General features: G+C 43.4%; 8 protein-coding genes. 3 read left to right on the forward strand and 5 right to left on the reverse strand.

Translation table 11 applies throughout. The annotated features are described in order from the left end of the window. Positions 1-7 precede the first annotated feature (7 nt). Positions 8-721 carry an A/G-specific adenine glycosylase gene (locus ACWQXP_RS05270; RefSeq protein WP_454061792.1) on the reverse strand — a complete coding sequence of 238 codons (714 nt, stop codon included), beginning with the start codon at positions 719-721 and terminating at the stop codon, positions 8-10. Positions 722-824: 103 nt separating this feature from the next. Next, on the reverse strand, positions 825-1,256 hold the full coding sequence (locus ACWQXP_RS05275; RefSeq protein ID WP_454061793.1) for a thiol-disulfide oxidoreductase DCC family protein: 432 nt from the start codon (positions 1,254-1,256) through the stop codon (positions 825-827). A gap of 294 nt (positions 1,257-1,550) precedes the next feature. Here ACWQXP_RS05275 and ACWQXP_RS05280 point away from each other — a divergent pair, with 294 nt between their 5' ends. After that, entirely contained in the window at positions 1,551-2,222 is a 672-nt protein-coding gene (locus ACWQXP_RS05280; protein WP_454061794.1) for a hypothetical protein, read from the forward strand. A 577-nt stretch (positions 2,223-2,799) separates the two neighbouring features. Beyond that, a complete protein-coding gene (locus ACWQXP_RS05285; RefSeq protein WP_454061795.1) occupies positions 2,800-3,765 on the forward strand; it encodes a class I SAM-dependent methyltransferase in 966 nt (321 codons plus the stop codon). A 1,042-nt stretch (positions 3,766-4,807) separates the two neighbouring features. Here ACWQXP_RS05285 and ACWQXP_RS05290 read toward each other — a convergent pair. The 3 genes from ACWQXP_RS05290 to ACWQXP_RS05300 all read right to left on the reverse strand — a co-directional run bounded on the left by ACWQXP_RS05290 (position 4,808) and on the right by ACWQXP_RS05300 (position 10,454). Then, positions 4,808-7,108: a hybrid sensor histidine kinase/response regulator gene (locus ACWQXP_RS05290; RefSeq protein WP_454061796.1), complete on the reverse strand. Its 2,301-nt coding sequence runs from the start codon at positions 7,106-7,108 to the stop codon at positions 4,808-4,810. 130 nt (positions 7,109-7,238) lie between these two features. Further along, complete coding sequence (locus ACWQXP_RS05295) at positions 7,239-9,416, reverse strand: histidine kinase N-terminal 7TM domain-containing protein (RefSeq protein WP_454061797.1); 2,178 nt, start codon at positions 9,414-9,416, stop codon at positions 7,239-7,241. Between the two features lie 303 nt (positions 9,417-9,719). Beyond that, positions 9,720-10,454 carry an HAD-IA family hydrolase gene (locus ACWQXP_RS05300; RefSeq protein ID WP_454061798.1) on the reverse strand — a complete coding sequence of 245 codons (735 nt, stop codon included), beginning with the start codon at positions 10,452-10,454 and terminating at the stop codon, positions 9,720-9,722. Between the two features lie 476 nt (positions 10,455-10,930). Here ACWQXP_RS05300 and ACWQXP_RS05305 point away from each other — a divergent pair, with 476 nt between their 5' ends. Next, positions 10,931-13,720, forward strand: a complete 2,790-nt coding sequence (locus ACWQXP_RS05305; protein WP_454061799.1) for a valine--tRNA ligase — start codon at positions 10,931-10,933, stop codon at positions 13,718-13,720. Positions 13,721-13,734: the final 14 nt, after the last annotated feature.

Consider the following 13,734-nt stretch of genomic DNA (forward strand, 5'->3'; position numbering starts at 1 on the left):
TTGAAAGTTACAAAGATTTATATGGAAAAACCTTGCAAAATTTCTGCATCGGACATAATAAACAAAACGGCTTCCTTGCAGTACAGACCATTGCTCCAAAATCCATCAACGCTTGGTTAAAATCATAGCCTTTCCCTTTGGGAATCGACTCTTCTGATATAGCCCATAATTTGGTTTTTTGACTCTTGGGATCACCATCACCCACAAACACACGATGCAGGACTCGCATCACATTTGTATCCAGAATCGGAGCATCTTCTTGGAATGCAAATGAACGCACTGCTCCAGCCGTGTATCGCCCAATGCCCTTTAACGACAATAATTCATCAGGATCTTTAGGGATTTCTCCACCATAGCGTTCCACTGATTCACAGGCAATACTATGTAAACGGTAGGGACGAATATTGTACCCCAACGGATACCACGTCTCTCTGACCTGTTGCGGTTTAGCCGCGGCAAGATCGGCAACGGTTGGATATTTTTGTAAAAATTCATGATATTTGGGAACCACCCGATCAACTTGAGTTTGTTGAAGCATCACCTCCGACACGAGAATTTTATAGGGGTCGTTCGTTCTCCTCCAGGGAAGGTCACGGCCAAACTCGGCATACCACTTTAATAATTGAGTTTGGAATTTTCGTTTAATTTTAGCTTCTAAGAGACGTGGGATTTTCGCTTTAGTCAGCTTTTTCTGCTTGGGGGAAGATTTGATGCGTGGCAAAGTAGGACGACCCATTATACCGCGGGTATTGTATGGGGGGCCGATGTGGATTGCAACATCCTTCGCTGCATGGGATTCATTCGAATAATAATTCCTATGAACATTAGACAAACCTGGCACGGTCTCTCTCATCAGGTAACCGGCAACTACCTCGCTTCCCCATCCACTGATATCTTCGACGTCCAATAAACTGATACACCATATCTCTGATAGTCCGTGGAATGACAATACATACATAGAGAAGAGGCCACATCCCTGTCAATTCTTTAGCCACTCTCAGGGCCGCCGTCGACTTTGTAAAAACTTTCCCGTTTTCAAGATACAAAAAGGTTTCAAAATCTTGCGTATCAAAATTGTTAATTTGTAAGATTTGCTGTCCTGGTTCTGATTGCAAAGTTCCAAACATGAATTTTTGCTTCGGATCTCTTCGAATGACAAAATCCACGGTAGCATTGCAAAAGTTACAAACCCCATCAAAGAGAATAACTCGTGGATAGCGCTCCCAAGGATGATCGCTATGTTTCATTTCCCCCATTGATTCACCTCAGAAAATAATCATGAACTCCAAGCCACCCTTTCAACCGCGTACCAATACCTCGGCATATTCTTTTTTACCTAGCTCAATACACTCATGTTTTCGCCATTCTATCATGCCAATTTGGAAACTATAGTTAAAGGCCAGACACGAGAATCATTGCACAGCTTACATATGGTTATGTTATAGCCAAATTGAGTGAATACGATCCATTAATGCTATCCTGCTCCGGCACTCCGCATCAAGCAGTTGAATTTGTCACTAATTTAAAAAAATCTTTCTAGGTTTATTAATATGAAAAACTATACGTATAAAATAACCATCTTATCCCTTCTTATTATGGCTAACGTGGGAATTACACTGTCCTGGACCTTTGCAACTGAACCTATAGGCGTTAGCCGACTCATTCATGTTCCAGAGTCATCGATAAAGACACTACTTACTCCTTCAACTCGTCCCCTGTTCACCGCATCTGAGCTGGAAGCCTTCTTACGTGAGCTAGAAGGCTTTCCTCCAGAATGGAAAGTCTATCATGATCGTCCAGGAGATGAGCTTGGTGAACGAATTTTTACATTAAATCGAGCGCGCGACGAAGCAAGAAATGGGCATCAACTCCTTCGACAACGCATCGCCTTTTTTTGGAGTGGGTTCCTACGAAAATACGATATCCATCATCAAGGCTTTAGAGTTGCTGTCGGACCCGTGCTGACTAAAACCAAGTGGGGAATTATACGATTTAAACCCATGAACCTACCGAATGACATGATTGCAGTCCCTTCAAACAAACTTCTGAAAATCCTACAAACAAAAGTCGACCAAGGCGAACAAATTGAAATTATTATCCTGTATACAGGTTATTTGCTCCCCCACGAATCTTTGATGTACACGTTCTCGCATGAAGATACAGACCTTGGTATGATCTTGCCTTTCGTTCAAATCGATGAGGTCCACTACCTTGTAAAATAACAACAGTCAAGCTTCTATACGCCTTCATATTCGAAGAGGTAGAAGAAACTATTTTTCGTTCAAAATCCAAGCAACCCTTAACTAGACAATCCTAGAAGAATTCGGCTAACCTTTATTAACGTTTCAGAACAGCACATTACGATTGTCAATCATGTGCGCGCGAGAGAGCATCAGAATCCATTATTTTTTCAATCATCTCAATTGATTTGAGTATACGGTAAGAACCTTTCATACTTGTCTTTCAACGACCATGTATTACTCTGTGTAATCACCCATGTGCCAAAGACATTTCAAGTCTTCGTTCATTCCTATAAATCCTTGCCATAATTCATACCGAATGTAACAGCTGAAAATCTTACATTTTCTACCCTGATTGTGCGGGCAGGTCCAAGAGTTACCATTCCTTTCTTAGATGGTTTCTAAGATAAAGGAGGCTCGACATTTATTCTCCAGCACCTCCCCGAAATTCTCACGACCGCACACAAACCTTCTCAAAGTCGGTTCAAGTTTCATCACATTTCGTTTGTCGCTCCGTCCAAAATTCTTTGGGCCTGGCATTCTTATCAAGGAGGATTCTATGCACATTTCGCCATTCACTCACCAGAGTTCTACCCAGCAAACTTACGTAGAACAACTGAAACCTGAACAGCTCTATTTAGAAACAACCATCAAGAACATTAAGACCATGGTCGAAAATGGAGGACCAAGACCCAAGGAATATGCAGAATTGAACAAATCGATGGATACCTTAGTGACTCATAAGAACCTGGGAACGATTTCACAAGAACAATTTACTGAAATTCTTCATGCATTTGGAGCGGCACTCTCAACAGACACGATTCAAGGGTTTGTCTTGCACAAACCCCATGGGTATGCAGGTGACTTCGAGGTCATTGAACGCATTTATAAGCATTATCTCTCCTCAAATCCCAATCTGACGAATTGGGATAGGTTTTTCCACACACATAAGGCTCCTCAAGCCGTACGTAACCGAGTTTCATATTTTTTAGAACAAATCTATACACTCAAAACTCGATATCCAAAACAGGCAAGAGTCTTGAATGTGGCAAGTGGGCCTGGAAGGGATATGTATGAAACACTAAAAGTTGTTGGGCCGTCAAACATCACCTTTGACTGTGTGGATCAAGACCTCGAAGCCATTCAATATGCGAAGTCTTTATGCCACGATTTTCGCTCTCACATTCACTTTATTCACCGGAATGTTTTTCGTTTTGTGCCACAGGAAAAATATCAGCTTATTTGGTCCGCTGGATTATTTGATTATTTCAGTGATTCACTTTTCAAACGTGTCATTAAGCGACTTTTGCCAAGCCTCGAAAGGAATGGGAAATTGGTGATTGGAAATTTTTCAGACGACAATCCTACACAAGGGTACATGGAACTCTTTGACTGGATGCTGATCCATCGGAGTAAAAAGAAACTTCAAGCTCTAGCAGAGGAATGTGGAGTTCCGTCAAAAAATATTTGGGTTGAACAAGAACAGGAAGGAGTAAACTTGTTTTTACATATAGTAAATACCTAAGTGTCAATACCTAAACCGTCAAGAAAGTAGGTTCACCTTTTGCCTCAAAACTCAGGACGCATAAATAACCATGCAGATCAAGAGGCATGTAAAAATGCATAATATCCAATCGGGATGACGTTATCTTCAAGAATGAAACTAACAATACATTTCATAGGAAATCATAATATTACTTTGAAAATTCAAAGCTATTAACTCTACGTCATATTCAGCGGATCATCGCGCCAGATGTCGAGTGCATTGTACAGTTTTTTAACTTTTCATTAAGCCCTATAGCCGTGTCAATAGACTTTCGTCCGTACGAAGTGTGCTATGACGTTCTGTGAGTGATGGGAAGAGGGGCAGAAGTTTTTGATTTCGCTATAGTTGTCTGAGAAGTGATTGTGTCAGAGGACATGTTGCTCAAGCACCTTGCTCACTCCCCGTTCATTTGATGCGTTTTTTGCGGTCGAGATGTTGCTCTCTGCCGGAGTTCGTCCCGGCGGCCGAGGCCCTTGTGTTTCGGCACTCGAGTCGATTCAACCTAGACTTCATGGAACTTCTCATGAGGCTTTGATAAAAATGTCATGCTTGGGATGTTCAAAGTTTTGAACGTGACACGAGGGCCCAAAACCAGTGACGCTCAGGCCACTCATCGGATGAGCTGAACACCTATAGTCGCTTCAAATGACTTTCGATGTTTGAGGCGTAATATTACGTTGTGGCAGTCTTAATTATGAACTGGAAATTAATTGGATTTGCTATAGTGGTGAGGCAGGCTAACTCGCTGCGCTCAAACAAGCCCCGCCCACTATGAGAGGTGTTCACTCAGAGTGGTCTGCAGGCGTCGAAGCAGAGGTCACGAGAAAAAGTTAAAAGACAATACCTTGTCAAAATTTGCTCCCATGCCCTCCCCTCATAAGAAAAAAACGGAGCGGGCACGGCATTTTAAGATTTTCATAGTCCTTGAGACTGATAAACGAAGAAAACTTTCGCATCGTTTTCAACGGATCATTTACAAAACGTTATCACAGGAAATTGGCTGAGGAAAATGGCAGATACACTAACCTGCAAGAACGGAATGGAGAACCTCGCTCACTTCGCCAAGTCTGAATGGTTTTGAAATTCTCCCGTGAAATCCATACTCTTGAAAATTCGAAAGAACTGGATCATTGGAATAACCACTCACCACAATAGCCTTGACAGACGGAGCCAATTTGAGCAATTTCTGAACAACAGTCCTACCACCCATCTCTCCAGGAATCGTGAGGTCAAGGATGACTGCATCAAACGGAGTATCACACTTCAGAGCCTGAGTAAACAGTGCAAGTGCTTCTTCACCATTGGTTGCCGCTTGCTGAGTGTACCCACAGACCTCCAACATTTCACTCAAAACTTTTCGAATTGGGGCGTCGTCATCCATGATCAGAATGTTCCCCTGCCCAACACGTATTTGAGTGGATTGTTTGTGCATCGCAATTTGACTTTCACGGGAAGCAGGTAAGAATATCGTAAATGTCGTACCAATGCCAATTTCTGAATCAACCATGACACTGCCACCATGATTATTCATAATAGAGTACGAGGTCGCCAGGCCCAGACCATGTCCACTTGGTTTTGTGGTGAAATACGGATCAAATATTTTACTCAAATGTTCTTTTTGAATACCAACACCTTGGTCCATAAATGAAACTTTCACCCAATGACCAACAGGAAGTTGTCCCCGGGTCCGACTGCTTTCTGCATCAATCGTGATGTTCTGACCAAGCACCGTGATGGTGCCTCCATCGGGCATGGCTTGCATCGCATTAATCACCAAATTTTGGACGACTTGACTCATTTGACTCACATCGACTTCGACAGTCCACAATTCCTTGGTGATATGAAACTCACATTTGACATTAGAGCCAGTCAACACAAATCGAGAATTTTCTTCAACAATTTGACTCAAAGACGCAGGTTTTCGAATGGGAGCTCCGCCCTTAGCAAATGTTAATAACTGTTGAGTTAAGTCTTGGGCACGCAAGGAGGCCATCTCCGCTTCATTCAGTCGTTGAAACAGCGGATTATCTGAAGCCATAAAAAACTTGGCTAGTGACAGTTGACCTAAAATTGCGGTCAGAAGATTATTGAAATCATGCGCAAGACCTCCAGCAAGTAATCCTAGAGAATCGAGTTTACTGACTCGTAACCGTTCTTCTTCAAATTTCTTTCGAATGGTCACATCTTCTGCCATGCCTGCAATTCGATAGATCTGCCCTTCTTGATTGTGAATGGGATAGGCACGATCGTGAATCCACCGAATTTCACCATCACACTGAAGAATTCGATATTCAATATCCAAGGTGCCTTCGACCAACTTCTGATAAAAACTTCGCTCGACCTTCATTCGGTCTTCAGGATGCACTGCCGCTATCCAGGCTTCTGGATTGAGATACAATTCTTGCGGAGAAGAACCCCAACAATTTTCATAAGCCGGACTGACATAAATAAATTGTTGCGAAACTGAATCGACTAGCCAGAAAACATCGGCAATGGACTCTGCCAGCTGACGAAATCGCTCTTCACTTTCCTGGAGAGAAACTTCCGCCAGCTTTTTCTCAGTTAAATCCCTCGTGACAATCAAAATACTATCGATACCGCCAGAAGTGATCCCCCATTCTGGTACTAACCGTGACTCAAAGAATTTTTCTCCTTCAGGGGAAGAAAAAGCAAACTCAATATACACCGTCGACTTCTCATAACAAACCCGACGTATTGATTTTTCCCATAACAAAGCAACGGTATCGGGTACACCCAACTCTACCGCGTTCTTGCCCAGGTACCATTCCGGGACAACCTCACGAGTCGTATCAAACCATTGGTTTAAATATAAGAACCTCCCACACGGATCGAGCCGTGCAATCATGTCCGGAAGGTGGTCTGTCAGTGTTCGAGCTTCACAGTCCCAACGCAACAATTCATCTTCGAGTCGTTTCTTATCAGTAATATTGAGCATGACCCCTTGAAGGAGAAAAGATATACCATCAGGACCTCGTACAACTTTGCCCTCATCTCGAAACCATAACGCGTGGCCATCATGTGCTATCACACGATATTCTGCACAGAACGGCTCATGAGTTTGGTAAGTAGCCTGATGCTCAGACCGTACACGCTCACGATCTTCATGATGAATATGCTTTATGAACTGATCTGGATTGTTGACCCACTCCGACTGATGAATGCCAACAATCGACTCAAGCTGTGGACTAATGTAGCGAAAGGCAATTCCGCCTTGTTCCAAGATCGCCGTATAAGCAACAGCAGGAATGTGTTCGATGAGGAAACGATATTGATCATGTGTGGGGGTGGTCAGCTTATTCATAACAAAATGTACCCACGCGGGAGAAACTTATAGAAAGATAAAAGCGAAAGCCGTTTATGAATGACTTCACCGAATACGGATGCAATCGCCCCAAGATTCTCTCAAATATGCCAAGCAAGAATCTGCTTGCTTACGAAGTAGAAAACAGAGAGTTCCGTTGCTCAATACGCCGGCTTCTTCCTTTTGCGATCACAGGTAAACTCAGCAAGAAAAGTCTTTCATCAGTCTTCGAGCTATACACTTGAACGTACCCTGCATAGGTTTCCACAATATCACGAGCAATGGCGAGCCCCTGATCATCAAGGTCAGTCTTTTCTAAGCCTGAATAGGTGCTTTCTCCTGAATGAAATGAGGGCAATAGCACATCAAATATTGGTGTATCTTGGATATCGGAAAGCTCGACCTGGATCCATCTGTCGCCTGTGGAACTTGTGATCCCCTGCGTTTTAATGAAGAGTGCCTTCTCTAGATTATCACCATTCCCCACTCGATTAATATAATAGAGCAATAAGTTAAAGAGAACTTGCCGAATTTCCTGTCGATTAAAGACCATGGTGGGAATTTCAAGGTCAAGCGAAACTTCAATTTTCATATGTCGGAATTCAGGATTAAGCGTAATAAAGGAAACACATGAATCGATCAATTCATTGATATTTTCCTCGGCTTGATCGCCTGAATACTCATGACTTGCATATTCCCTGATTTCTTTTGTCAAACTTTCTATTCGCTGAACATCGGAAGAAATGACGTTCTGAAAACGGCTCAAAAACTCTTCATCTTTCCTTCGTAGTTGTGCTAACTGGACGAACGCTTTAATCGAAGATTGCGAGTTCGTCAGCTCTTGCGCTAATCCACCAGACATGGTTTCAAGCGACCGTAAACGATCCATGTGCCGAACAATGGCCTGTGAACGGATGACTTCCTCACGAAGAATGGCATTCTCAAGAGCCAATGCAGCCTCACGAACCAAGGTTGAAACAAAACCTAAGGCTTCGACTTCTTCAAGAGATTCTGGCGAACAGGGACTAATGAGGCAGAATCCCAGTAAACGATTTTTTCGAATAAATGGAAAACAGACGTCAGCACGCAATTGCTCTAAGTCTTTTAAGACTCGCTGTTTCCATTGATCAGGAAATGACAGCCTCAGTTCCTGACAAAAGACTCGAGCTTGAACGATCGCCAAATACCGTGGAAGATCATCCGTAATCGAAAAGGTCAGATTTGCCTTAGAATTACCATTAGAGCCAAAATCCGAAACTTGGATATATTTATTTTTTTCATCATTTAACACAAAAAGCATTGCTGTCTGAGCACGCATACCTCGGCTTAGCGTTCTAATAATTTCTTTCCCCAATAAGTCCATGTCCTGAAGAGTCGCAATATTAGTTGAAAACTGAGAAAGCGCTCTCATGCGAAAATCTTGCCCTTTGGCGGCTGTGCCAGAGAGAGAGCGCCGAGCCCCTATTCTCATTTGATAGGCCCCTGCAACAGTCAATAAATGAACAAACAATTGGACCATGGAATAGCGGTAACTGATTGCTCCAAATACAGACTTCTGTGCCAAGAGCAAGACTGGATAAGCTGGTTGTGAAATCAACAGCAACACGGCGAGGTAACTCAACCCTTTCTCCACAAATGCGGTAAAATTCATGAGGTTATAACGAAGGAGCGTATAGGCCACTAATGATACATGAAAGGTAAAGAGAATCGTCCCGTACGGAAGAACTTCGAACCCGTACCAAAGTGGGAAGTTTGTCGCTCCCCCGGCAAATCCAACCCCCGTTGCAATGGTCAGATAAAGGTATTGCTGACGGCGGAGCCTATCTCCAGTCGTATACGCATCCCACAAGAGATAATGCCCATAAATAACGACTCCAACCCACCAAACAAGAAATCCATGAAACAGGATACCCGGCACTGGCCAAAACGGAAAAAATTGATTGGCTTCAACATCTGCGACAAAGTATGGACTCATATTTGCCAAAAGGAAAATTACTCCGACAATATAATTTCCCTTCAAAATATTCCATTTACTGATATATTCATTTCGAAGAGTAAGAATATGATGGAGAAATGTGACAGGGATAAAAATGGCTCCAGCCATGAGGGAACGGATAAAAAATAACGCGAGATCTTTGGTCTCTGAAATTTGCCAGAAAAAATATCCAAAACTCCAAATGGCTGTGGTGAGCCCAAATAAACCATAGGTCCAATGTCTTGGATTTTGAGGAGCCCGGAAATACACCAACAAGGCTAACCCAGTTGCCGCTATTCCATTTAAAAGACCGCTAATGGCAAAAAAATTCACAGTGAGTTGGGTCTCCATGCCCGTGCGCTACACTCAGGACCTTGTATAGTTGAAAGATTACCAGACTTTGACAAGAACAGTACGTAAAATACACAAGAAGGTCAAGTCAGAACTAACGTCTATAAGGATGAGGCTAAAGTATATATTTTCCTGTTCAACCCTCATCCTGAAGGTCATGACAGGTAGTAGCCTTGACGACTGGTAAAACGTGATTGTACATGTAAAGAAGAATGACGAAAAAACAAGAATTTGGATACTTACCTTGTACTGCTGGTCATATTATTCGGAAACAGACTCATTGAGTCATTGTTTATTCGAGGAAAACTTGCGAAGAAGTTCTGGCAGTTGGGTAAAACTTTGAATGCTCTGCGCGGAGTGGCTGGATTTTCCCGTGCCATTTAATAAGACGGCATGTAACCCTGCTTGGACAGCTCCTTCCCAATCATCTTTAACACTGTCGCCGATATGCAAAGCTTCATGCGGCTCAACAACATGTTCATTTAGAGCAAAGTGAAAGATTTGTTTTGACGGTTTGACGGATTGCACGAGACTTGAAATAGTCACGGTATCAAAAAACGATCTGAGTGAAAGATCGTCAAGTATTTGAAAAAGTCTGGTATCGAAATTTGAAATAATACCTAATTCATAGCCAAGATCTTTTAACGTTTGGAGAACAGGGAACACTTCCGGGTCGGCCTTCCAATGTAAACCCGTACCAAACGCCTCATAGACTTCCTCAAAATAATCGTCAAATCGTTCAAACATTCCAACGCGGTAAAAGACGGCATGGACAATATCAAACCACCATAGACGTTCACATTGTTTTAACTTTTCAGGTTGTGAAACATGAAATATTGCTGGAGGCGCCTGTTGGAATGCCTGTGAAAAAGCTGACTGGATCGCTGACTTTAAATCCGGAGTCGGCTGGACGCCATACTTCTTGGCATACTGAAGATACACATCAGCTACAGACCCGTTAATATGTATGAGGGTTCCAGCAGCGTCAAAGAACACTACTTTTATAGGGGAATATGACATATTTTCAAAATTCAACCTTGAGGACCCACCTCCATGGATTCAACTAGGATGAGATCTTAATTCTTAAAATATTTAAGAAAATTCGAACCAAATTACACGAATCGTCAATGGCTGCATTGGTGGAAAATTGAAAAATAGGATTGGATCGTTGGGTAGAAACCTGGAGCTACATGCAGACCAAGAATAGCTGGACGGAATTGAGAGAAAACAGCTTCTCGATTATTTAGCTTTCTTTGTTCTTTGATCGCGCTCTAAGGCTTTCAAGCGGTCTTTGTTTTTACGGTGTTTTTTCCGAAGATCACGATCTTTTTCTCGACCTCTAGGCATAAACTCCTCCTCCTTGTTTTTAGCATCAGGGACAATGTATACACGATCTATATCATAACTCCACAGCACCCAACAAGTACGACCTCTTGCTTGAAGCCCTCCTAAGTGCATGATAAGATCGGTTTTTCCAATTAAACCTCTGACAACACATGCCCCCACCACAACTTAATAAAACATACGCACCCCAGGAAGTTGAAAAACGCTGGGGCCAATATTGGATTGATAAAGGTCTTTTTACACCTAAAACAGATGGACCTGAACAATCTTATACTATCGTCATTCCTCCTCCCAACGTCACGGGCTCTCTCCATATCGGACATGCCCTGAATAGCACGCTCCAAGATATCTTGATTCGCTGGAAGCGTATGCAAGGATTTAAGGCTCTCTGGCTACCTGGGACCGATCATGCTGGGATTGCCACACAAAATGTCGTTGAACGCCAACTGATGGCTGCAGGTAGCTCACGAGAGCAAATAGGTCGTCAAGCATTCATTAAACGAGTATGGGATTGGAAGCAACAATCCGGCGATACCATTATCGAGCAACTCAAACAGTTGGGTGCGTCATGCGACTGGAGTCGTCAACGCTTCACGCTCGACGATGGACTATCGCAAGCTGTGAATGAAGTTTTCGTAACGCTTTACGAAGAAGGCCTCATCTATCGAGGAGAACGATTAATTAATTGGTGTCCACGATGTCTGACGGCACTATCAGATATTGAAGTCGAACATGAGACCATAAAGGGCAAACTCTACCATATTCACTATCCCGTTGCGGGAAAGCCGGATACCTTCCTCACCATTGCTACAACCCGGCCAGAAACAATGCTAGGAGACACGGCCGTTGCCGTTCATCCAGATGATCTACGCTACAATCATCTTATTGGACAGTCGATTCTATTACCACTGACCAATCGAACGATTCCGATTGTCGGTGACTCCATTCTTGTCGATCGTGAATTTGGAACAGGAGCCGTGAAAATCACGCCAGCCTCTGACTTCAATGATGAAGAAGCCGGCAAACGCCTGAACCTTCCATCAAAACCAATCTTTGATCACCATGCTCGAATCAATACGGAACTGTTCGAAAATGATGACATTGATCCACAACTCAAAGATCGTATTCACGGAAAAGGAGAACTCGAAGCTCGAAAGCTTATTGCCGAAGCCTTGGAAGAACGGGAATTACTTCAAAAAGTCGAAGACCACACAATGGCCATTGGCAAATGCTATAGATGCAAAACTGTGATTTTACCCTATCCCTCGCCCCAATGGTTTGTGAAAATTCAGCCACTCGCCGATCCAGCCATTCAGGCTGTGGAATCGGGAGACATTCGAATTATTCCAGATTCGTGGAAGGGCAATTACTTTGGGTGGATGCGGAATCTGAAAGATTGGTGCATCTCACGACAAATTTGGTGGGGACATCAAATTCCAGCATGGTATTGCAAAACATGTAATATCGACCACTTGCATTTCTCTAAAAAAGACCAAGAAAACCAGACCAACAATCAAAACAAACTTGAAACCTCAACCATGGCAGGCTTTATCGCGCCTGAAGCCACTCCCATCATTTCAAGAACACCCCCAACCTCCTGTCCTCACTGTGGAGGCCACGAACTCCTGCAAGACCCAGATGTCCTGGACACATGGTTCTCTTCAGCTCTCTGGCCCTTCTCGACCCTCGGTTGGCCCAAAGAACATATCGATTTGAAAACGTTTTATCCGACCGCAACGTTAGTCACGGGACTCGACATTCTCTTCTTTTGGGTCGCCCGCATGATCATGATGGGACTCAAATTTACGAATGAAGTACCATTTCGTGATGTCTATATCCATGCTCTGGTCAGAGACGCGGAAGGTCAGAAAATGAGTAAATCAAAAGGCAACGTCATCAATCCATTAACCAAAATGCAGGAGTATGGCACTGATGCCTTGAGATTTACCTTAGCTTCAATGGCTTCGCCGGGACGCGACATCAAGCTTGCCGAAGGACGCATTGAGGGATATCGAAACTTTGTGACAAAAATATGGAATGCAGCTCGATTTATCGCGCTATATGGTGATGGGGAGTTGAAAGCTCTTCCAACTTCGCAGCGATCTTTTGCTGACCGTTGGATTCTTAGCCGCCTGAATCATACCATTCGTGACTGTACGAGATTTTTGGAAGAGTACAGATTTGACCAAGCCACATCGACGCTCTATCAATTTCTTTGGCACGAATACTGTGACTGGTATATCGAATTAGTGAAACCTGCTTTTCAGAATCCAAACTCTGAGCTGGCGCAAGCGACTCGTCATACACTCTACGAATCATTTGAAGTCATTCAACGGCTACTTCATCCGTTCATGCCATTTTTGAGCGAAGAACTATGGCAAGCTTTTCCACACTCGGGAACATCAATTGTCACTCAACCATTCCCGACAGCCGAAAAAGATTGGGATTCTCCAAAAATTGAAAAAGATTTTCAAATCTTTGAGCAATTTGTGAATGCATCGCGTACGAGCCGTGCCCTGCTCAACTGCTCACCGGTTCAATCCATGGTCTTCTGGGGAACGTCAACTGACCCAGAAGAGCTCCTAACACTCAACGAGCTGAAATCGAACCTTGAACACCTGACTCGTGGAACCGTGACCGTAACGGAAAGCGATACCTGGTCAGCACAAAATATCCTACGCATTGTTTCAGGCTCCATCACGATTGGAAGCACAATCGATCAGGAAATCGACTTGCAACGTGCGTTAGACCGCATACGCAAACAGGTGCTTGAAAAAGAAAAAGAATCCAGCCGCCTCCAGGCTCGCCTTTCGTCAAAAAACTTCACAGACAAAGCCGAACCAGATGTGATTCTTGAATCGCAAACTCGGTTCAAGGCTCTTACCGATGAATTAGCCCTGTTGACAAGTAGTCAACGACAACTTTCATCGATCCTCGGATAAGTTTCCCTGTGACT

This window comes from Candidatus Nitrospira salsa, assembly GCF_965152625.1.

Excerpts from the sequence above, each read along its gene's own strand:
- ACWQXP_RS05280 (WP_454061794.1), top strand. The coding sequence starts at position 1,551 with ATGAAAAACTATACGTATAAAATAACCATCTTATCCCTTCTTATTATG.
- ACWQXP_RS05275 (WP_454061793.1), bottom strand. The coding sequence starts at position 1,256 with ATGGGGGAAATGAAACATAGCGATCATCCTTGGGAGCGCTATCCACGA.
- ACWQXP_RS05300 (WP_454061798.1), bottom strand. The coding sequence starts at position 10,454 with ATGTCATATTCCCCTATAAAAGTAGTGTTCTTTGACGCTGCTGGAACC.
- ACWQXP_RS05290 (WP_454061796.1), bottom strand. The coding sequence starts at position 7,108 with ATGAATAAGCTGACCACCCCCACACATGATCAATATCGTTTCCTCATC.
- ACWQXP_RS05305 (WP_454061799.1), top strand. The coding sequence starts at position 10,931 with ATGCCCCCACCACAACTTAATAAAACATACGCACCCCAGGAAGTTGAA.
- ACWQXP_RS05285 (WP_454061795.1), top strand. The coding sequence starts at position 2,800 with ATGCACATTTCGCCATTCACTCACCAGAGTTCTACCCAGCAAACTTAC.